This window comes from Bacillus sp. 105MF, assembly GCF_000374885.1.
Taxonomy (GTDB): Bacteria; Bacillota; Bacilli; order Bacillales; family Bacillaceae_G; genus Bacillus_A; species Bacillus_A pseudomycoides.
Genome location: NZ_KB895574.1, coordinates 90,312 through 106,229, shown reverse-complemented (window position 1 = coordinate 106,229; position 15,918 = coordinate 90,312). Strand labels below are relative to the sequence as shown.

The window sequence follows — 15,918 nt, the reverse complement described above, 5'->3', positions numbered from 1 at the left end:
ATATGCTTGCTATGTTCGGGATAATAGGGTTTAGACCAATTGAGCTTTTACAGGCAGTAATCTCTCCGCATGTTGTTTAGGAAAGATTACTGCTTGTGAATTAAAGGGGGCGTTTCATTTGAAAAAAATCGGAATCATTGGCGGCACGTTTGATCCGCCTCATTATGGACATTTGCTGATTGCAAATGAGGTATATGATGCACTCGCGCTTGATGAAATATGGTTTTTGCCGAATCAAATTCCACCTCATAAACAAGATCGTAGTATTACAAGTGTAGAAAATCGATTGAACATGTTAGAGTTAGCAATTGAGCAAGAGGAGTATTTCTCGGTTTGTTTAGAAGAGTTAAGAAGAGAAGGTCCATCCTATACATATGACACTATGTTACAATTAACTAAGAAGCATCCGGACGCGCAGTTTCATTTTATTATTGGCGGAGATATGGTGGAGTATTTACCAAAATGGTATAACATCGAGAAATTACTTCAACTTGTAACTTTTGTTGGGGTTGCAAGACCGGGGTATACATTAAATACACCTTATGAAATCGTCACAGTAGAAATTCCGGAATTTGCTGTTTCGTCTTCCTTGTTACGTGAGAGATATAAAGAGAAGAAAACGTGCAAATATTTGCTTCCAGAACAAGTACAGGTATATATCGAGAGGAATGGGTTGTATGAATCGTGAGAAAGCACTTGAGATTGTAAAACAACAAATGCATGAAAAACGTTATATACATACAATTGGTGTAATGGAAACGGCAATTGAACTTGCTAAGCTATATGGCGTGGATGAGAAAAAAGCAGAAATGGCTGCTATATTTCATGATTATGCAAAATGTAGACCGATTCAAGAGATGGAAGACATTATTAAGCAGGAAGAGTTGCCACAAGATTTACTTCACTACAACAAAGAGTTATGGCATGCACCAGTTGGGGCATACTTAGTAGAAAAAGAAGTCGGCATTACGGACTCTGAAATTCTGCAAGCTATTACATATCATACAAGCGGTCATGAAGAGATGACAATGCTTGATAAAGTTATTTATGTGGCAGATTATATTGAACCTGGACGCAAATTTCCAGGTGTGGAAGAAGCACGGAAATTAGCACAGGAAGATATAAATAAAGCTTTATTATTTGCATTAAAACGTACGATTCAATTTTTAATGGAAAAGGATCAAACGATCTATCCGTTAACATTTCAAACATACAATGCGGTACTGAAGGAGGAAATTACTGAATGAAAGATAAAGAGTTATTAGTATTAGCAGCAAAAGCAGCTGATGATAAAAGAGCAGAAGATATGGTTGTACTAAACATGCAAGGAATTTCACCAATTGCAGATTATTTTATTATTTGTCACGGGAATTCTGATAAGCAAGTACAAGCAATTGCACGTGAAATTAAAGCGAAGGCACATGAATTCCAAATCGACGTACAACGTATGGAAGGCTTCGATGAAGCGCGTTGGGTTCTAGTGGACCTTGGTGATGTAGTTGCGCATGTATTCCATAAAGATGAGCGTGATCATTATAATTTAGAGCGTCTATGGGGCGATGTGCCACGTGAAGATATTACAGAAGAGTTAAGCTAATGAGATATGAGCAATTTGCATTGTTGTATGATGAACTCATGAATGATGTCCCATATGATAAATGGGTAGAATTCACAGAGGAAAGCTTACAGCAGGCAGGCATGAAAGAGGCGAAGATTCTTGATGTAGCGTGCGGGACTGGGAATGTAACACTTCCGCTTGTGCGAAAAGGTTATGACATGATTGGTGTCGATCTTTCAGAAGAAATGCTAACAGTTGCCCAGCAAAAGCTTGGGGGAGAAGGGTATTTTATTCCTTTTTATCAACAGGATATGAGAGAACTAGATGTTCCTGGTGAATTTGATTGTGTGACAATCTTTTGTGATTCATTAAATTATGTATTGCAAGAAGAAGGGATACAAGAAACATTCAGACGAGTATTTCACCATTTGCGTCAAGATGGTCTGTTCTTATTTGATGTACACTCTTTATATAAAATTTATCATGTCTTTCAAAATGAAACGTACACAGTCAATGGGGAAGAGATAGCTCTCATTTGGAACTGCTTCCCTGGCGAAGAATCAGATAGTGTAGAACATGACTTGTCATTCTTTGTACAGGATCCAGAGGAAGGTGTATATCATCGCTTTGATGAATGTCATATGCAACGTGCCTATTCAGTTGGATTGTTAACAAAATGGCTTGAAGAAGCTGGATTTACAGTACTTCGTGTAACGGGTGATTTTGAACGAATGGAAGTAACTGAACAAACGGAACGTATCTTTTTTATGGCGAAAAAGAATGGATAAAAAAAGCAACCGATTAGGTTGCTTTTTTTTGTTTAGAATACAATATTTTATTTATAGAAAAGTAGAAAAGTAATACCTATAAAATCTAAAAATAAGGGTTTGATAAAAAATAGGATGAGAAAAAGAGAAGGATTTTTAAGAGGAATCTGTATCATTGTGGCGTATTATTTACGTGTGCTTATTAAATTGTTGTTCAACGCCTTCTAAATCTTCATCGTATTTTTCATGTGTCCGCTCGAATAATTTATGGAACATATCTCCGACGTGATCCTCTAAAATACGAATACCCTCTCCTGTAACACCGCCTTTTACACATACTTTCTCTTGTAGAGTTGGTAATGTGAAAATTTCTTTTTCTAGTAATTTCCCCATCCCGATAATCATTTCACTTGCTAAAGTAGTTGCTTCTTCATGAGTAATATTTGTTTTATCCACAGCAGCATCAATGAAACATTGTAGTAAGTAGCTGAAGAATGCGGGTCCGCAGCTTGCAATGTCAGATGAAACTCGTGTAATATCTTCTCCGATCACAATAGGTGTAGAAATATTTTTAAACAAACGAAGTAACTTTTGTTCCCATTCTTTCGAACAGTTTTTCCCGAATGTGAATAGTGAGGCGCCAGAGAATGCGCGGTTTGTAATGCTCGGAATAATACGTGCGACGTGACAAGATACAATCTGTTCTAATTGAGCTGCTGATATGGGGCTTGTAATAGAAATTAAACATTTTTCATCAGTAAAGTGGGCAGTGTGTTTTTTTAAAATTGGATAGATGTCTAAAGGTTTAACGCAAATAAAAATAAGCTCTGAACGTTCAATTACCTCTTGCACTGTCTTTGCTATATGAACAGAAGGATACTTCTCTTTTATATGATATGCTTTGGCAGGCGTACGATTAATAATAGTAAGGCACGAAGGTTTGACAGCACGGGTTTCTAAAAATGCATCGATTAGTATATTCCCCATGTTTCCTGTCCCTATAATTCCTATGTTCAATGTTTCATCCCTCCTTCGTAACATCTTTCTCCTAAACAATATGAACCATGTTGTGAATTTATGAATTGGAGGTATTAAAATTATGCAGAATTTTCAAAAGAAGTGGCTCGTTTTATTAGGGGCTGTTGGCGTCGTATTTATACTGTTTATGTGGCAGACGAAGCAACAAGCTGTGCAACCGACCGTGAAACTTGATACAAATGTGAAGAGTGAAGAGAGAAAAGGTAAATTGAAAGTAGCAGAATCAAATGAACAGAAAAAAACAATTATGATTGATATAAAAGGTGCTGTGCATCGCGAAGGTGTATATGAGGTAGGAGCGGGTGCACGCGTAAAAGACGGGATTGAAAAAGCGGGTGGTTTTTTACCTGAAGCGGATATGGAAAAAGTGAACTTAGCGCAGCTTATGCAAGATCAAATGTTACTCTATGTCCCGAAAAAAGGAGAGCAAGTTCAAGGAGCTAATCTACCTTCAGGGCGGCAGGAGGAGAAAATTCAAATTAATGTTGCTTCAAAAGAGCAGCTCGAAAAAATAACGGGAATTGGGCCTCGGAAAGCAGAAAATATTTTGAAATATCGAGAAGAACATGGGCCGTTTCAAAAAATGGAAGATTTATTGGAGGTAGATGGCATTGGAGAGAAATCGCTTGAAAAAATAAAAGATAAAATAATTATTCCATAAAGGATTGACGAACTTTTTCTTCTTTCGCTACACTACAAGTAGATGAAAAAGTAGGTGAAAAGATATGGAACGAATTTCTTGGGATCAATATTTTATGACGCAAAGTCACTTATTATCGCTACGTAGTACGTGTACAAGGCTTGCAGTAGGAGCGACAATTGTCCGCGATAAGCGAATTATTGCGGGTGGATATAACGGTTCAATCACGGGTGGTGTGCATTGTATAGATGATGGGTGTTATATCATTGATAATCATTGTGTTCGTACAATTCACGCTGAAATGAATGCACTGTTGCAATGTGCAAAATTTGGTGCGAAAACAGAAGGTGCGGAAATTTATGTTACACACTTTCCTTGTTTACAATGTTGTAAAGCCATTATTCAAAGTGGTATTACAGCTGTTTATTACGCACAAGACTATAAAAATCACCCGTATGCTGTGGAACTATTCGAACAAGCAAATGTCACTGTGAAACATGTTCCGTTAGAATATGATATTACAACGTTAGAGCAACAAGAACGTCATTTGCAATTAAAAGAACTGTTTTCATCTTTAGAAAAAGATGATTTAACAATGAATGAATTACAACAAGTATTTGCTAGAGCAAAAGAGATACTATAAGTGCGTGTTCAAAAAGGAGGATAAAGAGAGCCTGGCAGTTCGAGACGCGGAAGTCAGGAGAGTGCGGAGTGTAGATGGAACTACATGAGTGCCGGATTGGCGAAGCAGACGAAGAAATGTGAAAGGTATCTTTCCTGGATTTTTTGAACATCCGCTATAAGGGGTGAGTATAAGTTGCGTGGACAATGGGGCTATATTGCAATCTCGTTTGTTATTGGGATTGCGATTGCCTGTTCCTCCTTTAAATTGTTGTATATTGGTTTATTTTGTTGTTATATTCTATTTTGTATATATCGTACTTCACTTCGAATCCTCTTTTTTTGCATACTGGCATGTTCCGGTAGCTTCCTCTATACCTCATATGTTGAATGGAAAAATCAGCATTCAAAAGGGTTAGACTTTGAAATAACAGAAGGTGTGATTCAAACTACACCCCTTATAAATGGTGATCGACTCTCTTTTCAAATGGAGGTCAATGATAGAGATACGTTGCAATTGATGTACAAAATTCAATCAGTTGAACAAAAAGAACAGTTGCAGAAATTACATGCTGGTATGAGTTGTACATTTCAAGGAGAAATGAAAGTGCCGTCAGAAGCACGGAATTTCCACGGGTTCGACTATCGTGACTACTTACATAAGCAAAAGATTCACTTTTTATTCGAAGCAAAAGAGATTTCAAATTGTATCCAAAAATCTTTGACGTTTACACAGTGGGTCTTTTTATTACGCCAAAATGCGGTGTCGATAGTCGCAGAAATGTTTCCTGGGCAATCCGGAGCGTTTATGAATGCGTTGTTGTTTGGAGATCGGCAACTGATGACATTTGAAGTAGAAGAACAATACCAACAGTTTGGTCTTATCCACTTATTAGCCATTTCAGGATCACATATTGTATTATTAATGGCGATTGGCTACTTTGTTCTACTACGGATTGGTGTAACGAGGGAAATGGCGACAATCTGCCTTATTATTTGCATTCCGCTGTATATGTTTTTAGCAGGGGCGTCTCCATCTGTCATGAGGGCTTCTGTAACGGGTGTTATGTTGTTGCTAGCACTAATGCATTCTATCCGTGTTTCGAGTTTAGATGCGCTTAGTATGACAGCTGTATTAATGCTTTTATATAACCCTTATATGGCTTTTGATATTGGATTTCAATTTTCGTTTGTTGGTAGTTTTGCGTTATTGCTGTCAGCAAGTAGGCTATTACAGCATGATAATGGTCTGATTCAAAATACAATCTATCTTTCTGTTATTTCACAACTTGCTAGTACTCCTATTTTGTTATATCATTTTGGTTATTTTTCTCCATATAGTATTTTCCTCAACCTTCTATATGTCCCGCTTCTATCTGGTGTTGTGTTACCGTGTAGTATTGTAATTTTTGCGTGTATACTATTTGTACCTTTTGTAGCGAAATGGCTCGCACAAATGTTATCAGTATGTTTAACAATTTCTAATGATATTCTTCAGTACTGTGAAAATCTCCCGTTTCTTCGCTTTACCTTTGGCCAAACGCCTTTATTTCTTATAGTTTTATATTGTTTTAGTATCGTTAGTATATTTATTGTGTGGGAAAGAGTGATTAGAAAAAAGTTTTTATTCCTGACTGTTGGGTTTTTCCTCTTTATATGTATTTTTCATTATATTTCGCCTTATTTCCGTACTAGCGGAAGTGTGACTTTTATTGATGTTGGACAAGGGGATGCGATCTTGATTCGTCTTCCGTATGAAAAGGGGGTCTATCTCATTGATACAGGAGGAACGATTCCTGTAAAAAAAGAAGCATGGCAGAAGAAAAAACATGAATTTTCTGTTGGACACGATATTCTCCTTCCATTTTTGCAAAAAGAGGGTATTCGGAAAATTGATAAGTTGATTGTAACGCATGGAGATACAGATCATATGGGAGCGGCTAAAGAATTGTTATCCGCTATTACTGTAGGGGAAATCGTATTTGGGAAGAAGCGAGAAGATGCTGTGGTCGAAAAAGAATTGAAAAAAATTGCAAAGGAAAAAAATATAAGGATAAACATTGTAGGAGAAGGGGATGGATGGCAAGTAGACGAAGCGATATTTACTGTACTATCACCAGAGGGAGGAGAGAAAGAGGATAACGATTCGTCTATTGTGTTATGGGTAAAGCTAGGTGGATTTATATGGCTGTTTACTGGAGATCTAGAAGAGAAAGGCGAGCGACGAATTGTAGAGCAGTATCCAGAGTTGCGAGCGGATATTTTAAAGGTTGGGCATCATGGTAGTAAGACGTCGTCCTCATCTTCTTTTTTACACCTGATTCAGCCTAAAAAGGCAATTATTTCAGCTGGAGAGCATAATCGATATGGTCATCCGCATCAGCAAGTGCTAGAGCGTTTGTTAGAACTTGATATTGAAATATGGCGAACAGACAAGCAAGGAGCTATTTCCTATGTTTTTGAAGGCGAAAGAGGAACGTTTCAAAGTAAACTAACATATGATGAAGCACAGAAAAGGTGAAGTGAAAAAAAAGAAGGCCGCAAGCAGCAGCCTTTAAGAACCAATAAATTTAATAATTGTTGCAATAATGAAAAGTGTTGCGAAAAAACCAAATGAGACGATAAAACCTACCCCTGAATCAATAGCGTCATTGCGTTTACTTTGAACGTTTTGCTCAAATTCATTCATTTAGAATCCCTCCCCAACATTCCATTTTAGTATAAGATATTGTCAGAAAAAAATCTACAATTTCCATATGAAGATAAAGGGAGACTTTAATCAGTGGGTTTGCTCTTCCACTGATGATTAACCCCCACCAATCGGATTTTTACGGGCAATTGATCCCATATCTGACTTTTTTGCTTTCGCTGAATTTTGAGATGAGGGTCTTACTGCACGTGAGTAGCGGGGGAGATAGAGAATATGTGTGTAGAAGTAGGCGGTAAATCTTATGTGAAAAGAAGATGGAAATTTGATTTCCATGCATGTTAACAGTTAACAATTATACTTATCCGGCAGTTGCGAATAATAACAGTAAAGTGGTTACCGCACACCAATAAGAATCCCGGGACTTATTGCGTGGCGTTTTATATAGATAAAGGGACGGGTTAGTTTAAACCTGTTCCTTTGTACTTGTAAAACAAAAGATACCACATTAGTATAGAGATATATTGCCAAATTAGGGAGTAGGAAAAAGCATGAGTGATATACATAAGAAGATTAAAAAGAAACAGTTTGCACCACTTTATTTAATATATGGAACGGAAGTTTATTTTATAAATGAAACAATAAAGCTTATAACAACGGAAGCGCTAGCTGAAGAAGATCGTGAGTTTAATGTTGTAACATATGACTTAGAAGAAGCGTATTTGGAAGATGTAATAGAAGATGCACGGACGCTTCCTTTTTTTGGAGAACGTAAAATACTACTAGTTAAATCCCCATTGTTTTTAACATCACAAAAAGAAAAACTAGAACAAAATCTAAAGATTTTGGAGGAGTATGTTGCAGAACCATCTCCATTTTCGATTGTTGTATTTGTAGCTCCTTATGAAAAATTAGATGAGCGGAAAAAAATCACAAAATTATTAAAGAAAACGGCAGATGTAGTAGAAGCAAGTACGATGCAAGTACAGGACGTTCGTAAATGGATTGTGGCCCGTGTAGATGAAGTGCATGTGCATATTGAGGAAGCAGCTGTTAGTTTACTATTGGAGCTTGTAGGAAGCAATGTAACGATGCTAGCAAAGGAAATGGACAAGTTGACCCTTTATGTTGGTATAGGTGGAGAAATTACAACAGGGCTTGTAGCGGAACTGGTACCAAAATCGGTTGAACAAAATGTGTTTGCGTTAACAGAAAAGGTAGTAAAAAAAGATATTGCTGGGGCTATGCTAATTCTAGATGGACTATTTACGCAGCAAGAGGAACCAATTAAATTATTGGCGTTATTAGTGAGTCAATTTCGTTTACTGTACCAAGTGAAGGAATTACAGCAACGTGGATATGGACAAAATCAAATTGCTTCGCATATTGGTGTTCACCCGTACCGAGTAAAGTTGGCGATGAATCAAACGAAATTTTTCTCGTTTGAAGAATTGAAAAAAGTTATTTTAGAGCTAGCTGAAGCTGATTATAGTATGAAAACAGGGAAAATGGATAAAAAGCTTGTCTTGGAGTTTTTCTTAATGCGTTTAAATCATATTGGGTAAAATAAAAGCGGAGGCAGTTCGCTCAGAATCACAGGTCATTGGAACCCCCCACCGAGAAGTGTTTTTGGCTTCAATCGAGAGGGTGAAATGGCCGGAGATTCTAGTTGCTATAGCTGGATAAAATAAAAAAGTTCATGTCATCTGCTGCATGGACTTTTTTGTATATAAAAAAACGATCCAAATGGATCGTTTTTTAAACGCCTTACGCGTTTACTTGTTTCGCTAAGCGAGATTTTTGACGAGCTGCAGCGTTTTGGTGGATAAGACCTTTACGAGCTGCTTTGTCAAGCTTTTTAGAAGCAGTTTTGAAAGCTTCTTTAGCATTTTCAAGATCGTTATTAGTAACTAAAGCTTCTACAGTTTTAACAGCTGAACGCATGTCAGACTTGATAGAAGCGTTATGTGCACGACGCTCTTCGCTAAGTTTAGCGCGTTTGATAGCAGATTTAATGTTTGCCATACTTTTCACCTCCCTGGTGCGATCGAGTGACTCGATACTTACATAGAACAAGTGATATTCTATCAAACGGAGAAGAGAATTGCAATAGCGAGATCAATGAAATTTCATGTAAGGGAAAGAATGGCCTTATATAATTTTGGGAAATCTAACGATATTTACTATTAAATGCGGAGGAGATACGATGAAAGAACCATTAGATTTAAGTAAATATAGCGTTAGGACAGACCTTGCAGTAGAAGCGCATCAAATGTTACAAGAACGTCAACAAAAACAAACGGGAATCGAAGGTGTTGTTGTAAAAGAGCGTGAAGAAGAAGGGATTACGATTACGAAAGTGATAATCGATGAAAGTGCTTCTGAATCGATGGGTAAAAAAGCCGGGAATTATTTAACGCTTGAAGTGCAAGGGATCCGCCAGCAAGATACGGAACTTCAGCAAAAAGTGGAACGTATTTTTGCAAAAGAATTCTCTTACTTATTAGGAGAAATTGGAATAACCAAAGAAGCAAGCTGCTTAATTGTAGGGCTAGGGAATTGGAATGTCACACCAGATGCACTTGGTCCGATTGTTGTAGAGAATGTGCTTGTGACACGCCATCTTTTTAAATTACAACCTGAAAGTGTAGAGGAAGGGTATCGCCCAGTTAGTGCAATTCGTCCAGGTGTAATGGGGATTACAGGGATTGAAACAAGTGACGTCATTTACGGTATCATTGAAAAAACAAAGCCGGATTTTGTTATCGCTATCGATGCGCTTGCTGCAAGGTCTATTGAACGAGTAAACAGTACGATACAGATTTCAGATACGGGAATTCATCCTGGATCTGGTGTAGGAAATAAACGAAAAGAACTAAGTAAAGAAACGCTAGGAATTCCTGTGATTGCTATCGGTGTTCCGACGGTTGTAGATGCTGTTTCCATTACGAGCGATACAATTGATTTTATCCTAAAACATTTTGGACGTGAAATGAGAGAAGGAGATAAGCCGTCTCGATCTTTATTGCCAGCAGGTTTTACATTTGGAGAAAAGAAGAAACTAACAGAGGAAGATATGCCGGATGAAAAAAGCCGTAATATGTTTTTAGGGGCAGTGGGCACATTGGAAGATGAAGAAAAACGAAAATTAATTTACGAAGTATTAGCTCCTCTTGGTCATAATTTAATGGTGACGCCGAAAGAAGTAGATGCATTTATTGAAGATATGGCAAATGTAATAGCGAGTGGTTTAAATGCTGCACTTCATCATCAAATTGACCAAGATAATACAGGTGCATATACGCATTGATGAGAAGAGGCGAAAGTAGTTGAGTAGATTTACGCTTCAATGTGTGTGCTGCGTTATTCTGTTTTTGTTTGTGATGCTAATCGGAATTGGAATCGTTAATCATGGCTTAAAAAGCATGAAAGGCTATCGGCAGCCAACATATGAACAAGTTGCACGAATGACGGGAACTGGAAGTGGAAATGTTGATTTAGAAATTTTAGGAGGTGCATTTTCAGCAAGTGAAAAACAAAAACAGTTAGAAAGTCTCAGAAGTTTTAATGTTGTAGAAGAACTGGGAATGGGAATCGCAGAATTTGTTCGAAGTATCGCTAAGTTTAGTACAGATATAGTAATTGGGAAAATAAAAGATATTTTTAGCCAATTGGGAGAATAAAAAGAGGTTGTCTTATCATTTTGTAAGACAACCATTTTTTTGTTATAAAAAGGTTTGTCTTGTTTGATCTGCTCGCATAAGATAAAGAGAGGAAGATTTGTCTTATAAGCAGCACGAGTTTTCATTGAATCTTTGCTGCTCTATTGATATAATCAGTGCTAGTGTATATTGGCGAGACTATTAGGAGTTGAGAACATAGATGAATAAAGAAGAAAGAGCAAAAAGACAGTCCAACATTCGTAACTTCTCCATCATTGCTCATATTGACCACGGAAAGTCAACGTTGGCAGATCGTATTTTGGAGAAAACAAATGCGTTAACACAGCGCGAAATGAAAGCTCAATTACTTGACTCTATGGATTTAGAGCGTGAGCGTGGTATTACAATTAAATTAAATGCAGTTCAATTAACGTATACGGCAAAAAACGGTGAAGAATATACTCTTCACTTAATCGATACACCAGGGCACGTCGACTTTACGTACGAAGTATCTCGTAGTTTAGCGGCTTGTGAAGGTGCTATCCTTGTTGTTGATGCAGCGCAAGGTATTGAAGCGCAAACGTTAGCGAACGTGTATTTAGCGCTTGATAATAATTTAGAAATTTTACCGGTTATTAATAAAATCGATTTGCCAAGTGCTGACCCAGAGCGTGTTCGTCAAGAAGTAGAAGATGTAATTGGTTTAGATGCATCAGAAGCTGTACTTGCTTCCGCAAAGGCTGGAATTGGGATTGAAGATATTTTAGAACAAATCGTTGAAAAAGTACCAGCTCCAGAAGGTGACTCGGAAGAGCCACTTCAATGTATGATTTTTGACTCTTTATATGACCCATATCGCGGTGTAATTGCGTATATCCGTGTTGTGAACGGTACAGTAAAAGTTGGCGATAAAGTACGTATGATGGCAACTGGTAAAGAATTTGAGGTAACAGAAGTAGGTGTATTTACACCGAAAACAACGCAGCGTGAAGAGTTAACAGTAGGTGATGTAGGATTCCTAGCAGCATCTATTAAAAATGTAGGAGACACACGCGTTGGTGATACAATCACACATGCGAAACGTCCAGCAGCAGAACCATTACCAGGTTATCGTAAATTAAACCCAATGGTATTCTGTGGTTTATATCCAATCGATTCGGCGCGTTATAACGATTTACGTGATGCATTAGAAAAACTTGAATTGAATGATTCTGCTCTTGAATTTGAGCCAGAAACATCTCAAGCATTAGGATTCGGTTTCCGTTGTGGCTTCTTAGGGTTACTTCACATGGAAATCATTCAAGAACGTATTGAACGTGAATTTAAGATTGATTTAATTACAACGGCGCCAAGTGTTATTTATAAAGTATATTTAACGAGCGGTGAAGATCTTATTGTTGATAACCCATCTAACATGCCAGATCCGCAATCTATTGACCGTGTGGAAGAACCGTTTGTAAAAGCGACGATTATGGTTCCAAATGATTACGTTGGTGCTGTAATGGAAATTTGCCAAGGGAAACGTGGTACATTCCTTGATATGCAATATTTAGATGAAACACGTGTTACGTTAACATATGAGATCCCACTTTCTGAAATCGTATACGACTTCTTTGATCAATTGAAGTCTAATACGAAAGGGTATGCATCATTTGATTACGAGTTAATCGGTTACAAACCGTCTAGACTTGTGAAGATGGATATTTTATTAAATAATGAACAAGTCGATGCTTTATCATTCATTGTACATCGCGATTCAGCCTATGATCGTGGTAAAGTAATTGTAGAAAAATTAAAAGAATTAATTCCAAGACAACAGTTTGAAGTACCAATTCAAGCGACAATTGGGAACAAAGTTGTAGCGCGTTCTACAATTAAAGCGATGCGTAAAAACGTACTTGCAAAATGTTATGGTGGTGACATTTCTCGTAAACGTAAACTTCTTGATAAACAAAAAGAAGGTAAAAAACGTATGAAGTCTGTTGGTTCTGTAGAAGTGCCACAAGAAGCATTCATGGCTGTATTGAAAATGGACGATAACTAATAAAAAAGAAGCCGTTTGTGCGGCTTCTTTTTGTACGTAGGATTACTTTTTTAGACATCTTTTCATCTCTCCTTTACAATGGTGAGGATGCTTTTTATTGTAAGAAACAACAGTGATATAGAGTTAGGAGACTATTGATGTCTGAAAATATTCGAAAAGATATTCAAGAAAAAATACAAAACGGTGATTTTAATTGTGAAAAAGAATTGACGCTTTCTATTATTAGCGGAAAGTGGAAAGTTGTAATCTTGTGGCATCTAGGTGTAGAAGGGTCGCATCGCTTTAGTGAGTTACAACGACTATTCCCAAACATTTCTCATAAGGTTTTATCTAATCAATTAAAAGAATTAATGGAAGATGGAATCATTGATCGGACAGTATATCCAGAAGTACCTCCGCGGGTAGAGTACTTTATGACTGATTTAGGTATGACGCTTTTACCAATCGTCGAAATGATGTATGATTGGGGAAAAATGCGAATGGAACAAATTCGTAACACGTTACAGAAGTAAAGGAGCCTCCGAAGTGCGGAGGTTTTCTTTTTAGAAAGGTAGGAGTCTAGTTTAATGCAAGCTGCATATATTCATATTCCGTTTTGTCAGCATATTTGTCACTATTGTGATTTTAATAAAGTATTTATTGAACGTCAGCCTGTTGATCAATATTTAGAGTATTTAGAGAAAGAAATTATAAATACGGTTCAAAAGGTGCCGTTTGAAAATATGAAAACGATTTTTGTTGGGGGAGGGACACCAACGGCATTAAATATGGAGCAGACAAAAAAGCTGTTAGATATTATTAATCGCCGTTTACGTCCGTTCGCTCCAAACTGTGAATTGACGTTTGAAGCAAATCCTGGAGATTTGCCAAAAGAAAAGTTGAACCTGCTATTAGATGGTGGTGTCAATCGAATTAGCTTTGGTGTGCAAACATTTCGAGATGAATTACTTCAGAAAATTGGACGTAAGCATACGAGGGAAGATGCATTTGTAGCGATTCGTGAAGCGCAGGAAGTAGGCTTTACGAATATTAATGTGGATTTAATTTATGCATTACCAGGGCAAACGATAGAAGATGTGAAAGAAACGTTGGACATTGCTTTTACGTTAGGAGTTCAGCATTTTTCTGCATATTCCTTAATTGTTGAACCGAAAACGGTTTTTTATAATTTAATGAACAAAGGAAAATTAAGACTTCCAGGGGAAGAGCATGAAGCAAGAATGTATGAAATGGTAATGGATGAGATGGAAAATAATGGCTATAAACAGTATGAAATCAGTAATTTTTCAAAAGAAGGCTATGAAAGTAGACATAATCTCACATACTGGAATAATGAACAGTATTATGGTTTTGGAGCTGGTGCTCACAGTTATGTAAACGGAGAACGAATTCAAAATGTTGGCCCGTTAAAGCAATATTTCTCTAAAATTGATGAGACAGGCTTCCCTTATTTAGACGTCCACGAAGTAACAAGAAAAGAAAGAATGGAAGAAGAACTATTTTTAGGGCTTCGGAAAACAAAGGGCGTTTCTAAGCTTACATTCCAAAAGAAATTTGGTGTCGAAATGGATGAGATTTTTGCAAAGCAGTTATTATCCAACAAGGAATATGGATTGCTTCAGGATAAAGGTAACCATGTTTGTTTGACGAGACAAGGTAAGTTATTAGGGAATGAAGTATTTCAGTCGTTTTTAATTGATTAATTAAATGTTCAGTAGGTATGAAAAAGTTTCTCTATTTTGTGACGTTTCCGTTGACAATTGAATGTCAATTTTGGTAAGTTATTAATAGATTTAGCACTCGAAGATAAAGAGTGCTAACAGAGGTGATGATGAGATGCTTACGGAACGTCAGCTCTTGATTTTACAAACAATTATTGATGACTTTATTGGATCAGCGCAACCTGTTGGGTCAAGAACGTTGGCTAAAAAAGATGAAATTACATTTAGTTCAGCTACGATTCGAAATGAAATGGCTGATTTAGAGGAACTGGGATTTATCGAAAAGACACACAGTTCTTCTGGACGTGTTCCTTCAGAAAAAGGATATCGATTTTATGTAGACCATCTTTTAGCACCACAACATTTATCGAATGAGGATGTTGTACAGATTAAGGATTTATTTGCTGAAAGAATTTTTGAAGCGGAAAAAATTGCACAGCAATCCGCTCAAATTTTATCAGAGCTCACAAATTATACGGCAATTGTTCTTGGACCGAAAGTGAGTGCAAATAAATTAAAGAATGTACAAATTGTTCCGCTGGATCATCAAACAGCAGTCGCCATTATTGTAACAGATACAGGTCATGTACAAAGCAAAACGATTACCGTTCCGGAATCTGTTGATTTATCAGATTTAGAAAAAATGGTTAATATTTTAAACGAAAAGCTATCTGGTGTGCCGATGGCGGAGCTGCATAATAAAATTTTAAAAGAGATTGTGACGGTTCTACGTGGGTATGTCCACAACTATGATAGTGCAATAAAAATGTTAGATGGTACATTTCAAGTTCCCTTGTCGGAAAAGATATACTTTGGGGGGAAAGCGAATATGCTTTCGCAGCCAGAGTTTCACGACATTCAAAAGGTACGCTCCTTGCTGACTATGATTGATAATGAAGCTGAATTTTACGATATTTTGCGTAATAAACAAGTCGGGATTCAAGTGAAAATCGGTCGAGAAAATTCTTCGACGGCTATGGAAGATTGTAGTTTAATTTCTGCAACCTATTCCATTGGCGAAGAACAGATTGGAACAATCGCGATCCTAGGTCCAACGAGAATGCAGTATTCTCGCGTAATTAGTCTGTTACAATTGTTTTCAAGACAATTTACAGATGGGCTAAATGGATTGTATAAATCAAAATAATAAATTCGCTCGAGCGATGAACATTGTCATTGCTGGTGTGTAACATAAAAACTATGCTTGGACGCTCATGTTA

The 15,918-nt window shown here is 37.1% G+C and carries 17 protein-coding genes; 14 read left to right on the top strand and 3 right to left on the bottom strand.

The window, feature by feature from the left end; genetic code table 11:
* Positions 1–118 precede the first annotated feature (118 nt).
* The 4 genes from C564_RS0114935 to C564_RS0114920 are packed head-to-tail and all read left to right on the top strand — an operon-like array spanning position 119 to position 2,346.
* Positions 119–688, top strand: a complete 570-nt coding sequence (locus C564_RS0114935; RefSeq protein ID WP_003200594.1) for a nicotinate-nucleotide adenylyltransferase — start codon at positions 119–121, stop codon at positions 686–688.
* On the top strand, positions 678–1,247 hold the full coding sequence (gene yqeK, locus C564_RS0114930) for a bis(5'-nucleosyl)-tetraphosphatase (symmetrical) YqeK (protein ID WP_018765861.1): 570 nt from the start codon (positions 678–680) through the stop codon (positions 1,245–1,247). Before C564_RS0114935 ends, yqeK begins: the two co-directional genes overlap by 11 nt.
* Positions 1,244–1,597 (top strand): ribosome silencing factor, encoded by a 354-nt coding sequence (gene rsfS / locus C564_RS0114925; RefSeq protein WP_018765860.1) that lies wholly within the window; start codon positions 1,244–1,246, stop codon positions 1,595–1,597. Before yqeK ends, rsfS begins: the two co-directional genes overlap by 4 nt.
* The gene (locus tag C564_RS0114920; RefSeq protein WP_018765859.1) at positions 1,597–2,346 is read left to right on the top strand and encodes a class I SAM-dependent DNA methyltransferase; all 750 of its coding nucleotides are present in this window, start codon (positions 1,597–1,599) and stop codon (positions 2,344–2,346) included. The genes rsfS and C564_RS0114920 overlap by 1 nt, the downstream gene beginning before the upstream one ends.
* Positions 2,347–2,514: 168 nt before the next feature.
* Here C564_RS0114920 and comER read toward each other — a convergent pair whose 3' ends face one another.
* Positions 2,515–3,342 carry a late competence protein ComER gene (gene comER / locus C564_RS0114915; protein ID WP_018765858.1) on the bottom strand — a complete coding sequence of 276 codons (828 nt, stop codon included), beginning with the start codon at positions 3,340–3,342 and terminating at the stop codon, positions 2,515–2,517.
* 79 nt (positions 3,343–3,421) lie between these two features.
* Between comER and C564_RS0114910 the strand changes: the two genes are divergently transcribed.
* The 3 genes from C564_RS0114910 (at position 3,422) to C564_RS0114900 (ending at position 7,145) form a co-directional block, all read left to right on the top strand.
* Complete coding sequence (locus tag C564_RS0114910; protein WP_026008576.1) at positions 3,422–4,024, top strand: helix-hairpin-helix domain-containing protein; 603 nt, start codon at positions 3,422–3,424, stop codon at positions 4,022–4,024.
* Between the two features lie 64 nt (positions 4,025–4,088).
* Complete coding sequence (locus C564_RS0114905) at positions 4,089–4,646, top strand: ComE operon protein 2 (RefSeq protein ID WP_018765857.1); 558 nt, start codon at positions 4,089–4,091, stop codon at positions 4,644–4,646.
* 174 nt (positions 4,647–4,820) lie between these two features.
* A complete protein-coding gene (locus tag C564_RS0114900) occupies positions 4,821–7,145 on the top strand; it encodes a DNA internalization-related competence protein ComEC/Rec2 (protein WP_018765856.1) in 2,325 nt (774 codons plus the stop codon).
* Positions 7,146–7,178: 33 nt separating this feature from the next.
* On the opposite strand, the gene C564_RS34785 is transcribed toward C564_RS0114900, so the two are convergent.
* Positions 7,179–7,313, bottom strand: coding sequence for a YqzM family protein (locus C564_RS34785; protein ID WP_001001652.1), 135 nt, complete (start codon positions 7,311–7,313; stop codon positions 7,179–7,181).
* Between the two features lie 509 nt (positions 7,314–7,822).
* On the opposite strand from C564_RS34785, the gene holA reads away from it, so the two are divergent.
* On the top strand, positions 7,823–8,836 hold the full coding sequence (gene holA / locus C564_RS0114890; RefSeq protein WP_006095981.1) for a DNA polymerase III subunit delta: 1,014 nt from the start codon (positions 7,823–7,825) through the stop codon (positions 8,834–8,836).
* A gap of 202 nt (positions 8,837–9,038) precedes the next feature.
* On the opposite strand, the gene rpsT is transcribed toward holA, so the two are convergent.
* A complete protein-coding gene (rpsT, locus tag C564_RS0114885; protein WP_001274011.1) occupies positions 9,039–9,296 on the bottom strand; it encodes a 30S ribosomal protein S20 in 258 nt (85 codons plus the stop codon).
* Between the two features lie 181 nt (positions 9,297–9,477).
* Here rpsT and gpr point away from each other — a divergent pair, with 181 nt between their 5' ends.
* From gpr to hrcA, 6 genes are all read left to right on the top strand, one after another.
* A complete protein-coding gene (gpr, locus tag C564_RS0114880) occupies positions 9,478–10,581 on the top strand; it encodes a GPR endopeptidase (RefSeq protein WP_006095982.1) in 1,104 nt (367 codons plus the stop codon).
* A 19-nt stretch (positions 10,582–10,600) separates the two neighbouring features.
* Complete coding sequence (locus C564_RS0114875) at positions 10,601–10,954, top strand: DUF3679 domain-containing protein (RefSeq protein ID WP_018765855.1); 354 nt, start codon at positions 10,601–10,603, stop codon at positions 10,952–10,954.
* Between the two features lie 199 nt (positions 10,955–11,153).
* Positions 11,154–12,977 carry an elongation factor 4 gene (gene lepA, locus C564_RS0114870; protein WP_018765854.1) on the top strand — a complete coding sequence of 608 codons (1,824 nt, stop codon included), beginning with the start codon at positions 11,154–11,156 and terminating at the stop codon, positions 12,975–12,977.
* 137 nt (positions 12,978–13,114) lie between these two features.
* A complete protein-coding gene (locus tag C564_RS0114865; protein WP_003200619.1) occupies positions 13,115–13,489 on the top strand; it encodes a winged helix-turn-helix transcriptional regulator in 375 nt (124 codons plus the stop codon).
* A 54-nt stretch (positions 13,490–13,543) separates the two neighbouring features.
* Positions 13,544–14,680 carry a radical SAM family heme chaperone HemW gene (gene hemW, locus C564_RS0114860; RefSeq protein WP_018765853.1) on the top strand — a complete coding sequence of 379 codons (1,137 nt, stop codon included), beginning with the start codon at positions 13,544–13,546 and terminating at the stop codon, positions 14,678–14,680.
* Between the two features lie 133 nt (positions 14,681–14,813).
* Positions 14,814–15,845: a heat-inducible transcriptional repressor HrcA gene (hrcA, locus tag C564_RS0114855; RefSeq protein WP_003200623.1), complete on the top strand. Its 1,032-nt coding sequence runs from the start codon at positions 14,814–14,816 to the stop codon at positions 15,843–15,845.
* The last annotated feature ends 73 nt before the right edge of the window (positions 15,846–15,918 follow it).

Excerpts from the sequence above, each read along its gene's own strand:
- C564_RS0114905 (WP_018765857.1), top strand. The coding sequence starts at position 4,089 with ATGGAACGAATTTCTTGGGATCAATATTTTATGACGCAAAGTCACTTA.
- C564_RS34785 (WP_001001652.1), bottom strand. The coding sequence starts at position 7,313 with ATGAATGAATTTGAGCAAAACGTTCAAAGTAAACGCAATGACGCTATT.
- rsfS (WP_018765860.1), top strand. The coding sequence starts at position 1,244 with ATGAAAGATAAAGAGTTATTAGTATTAGCAGCAAAAGCAGCTGATGAT.
- lepA (WP_018765854.1), top strand. The coding sequence starts at position 11,154 with ATGAATAAAGAAGAAAGAGCAAAAAGACAGTCCAACATTCGTAACTTC.
- rpsT (WP_001274011.1), bottom strand. The coding sequence starts at position 9,296 with ATGGCAAACATTAAATCTGCTATCAAACGCGCTAAACTTAGCGAAGAG.
- hrcA (WP_003200623.1), top strand. The coding sequence starts at position 14,814 with ATGCTTACGGAACGTCAGCTCTTGATTTTACAAACAATTATTGATGAC.
- C564_RS0114920 (WP_018765859.1), top strand. The coding sequence starts at position 1,597 with ATGAGATATGAGCAATTTGCATTGTTGTATGATGAACTCATGAATGAT.
- hemW (WP_018765853.1), top strand. The coding sequence starts at position 13,544 with ATGCAAGCTGCATATATTCATATTCCGTTTTGTCAGCATATTTGTCAC.
- C564_RS0114865 (WP_003200619.1), top strand. The coding sequence starts at position 13,115 with ATGTCTGAAAATATTCGAAAAGATATTCAAGAAAAAATACAAAACGGT.
- yqeK (WP_018765861.1), top strand. The coding sequence starts at position 678 with ATGAATCGTGAGAAAGCACTTGAGATTGTAAAACAACAAATGCATGAA.
- gpr (WP_006095982.1), top strand. The coding sequence starts at position 9,478 with ATGAAAGAACCATTAGATTTAAGTAAATATAGCGTTAGGACAGACCTT.
- holA (WP_006095981.1), top strand. The coding sequence starts at position 7,823 with ATGAGTGATATACATAAGAAGATTAAAAAGAAACAGTTTGCACCACTT.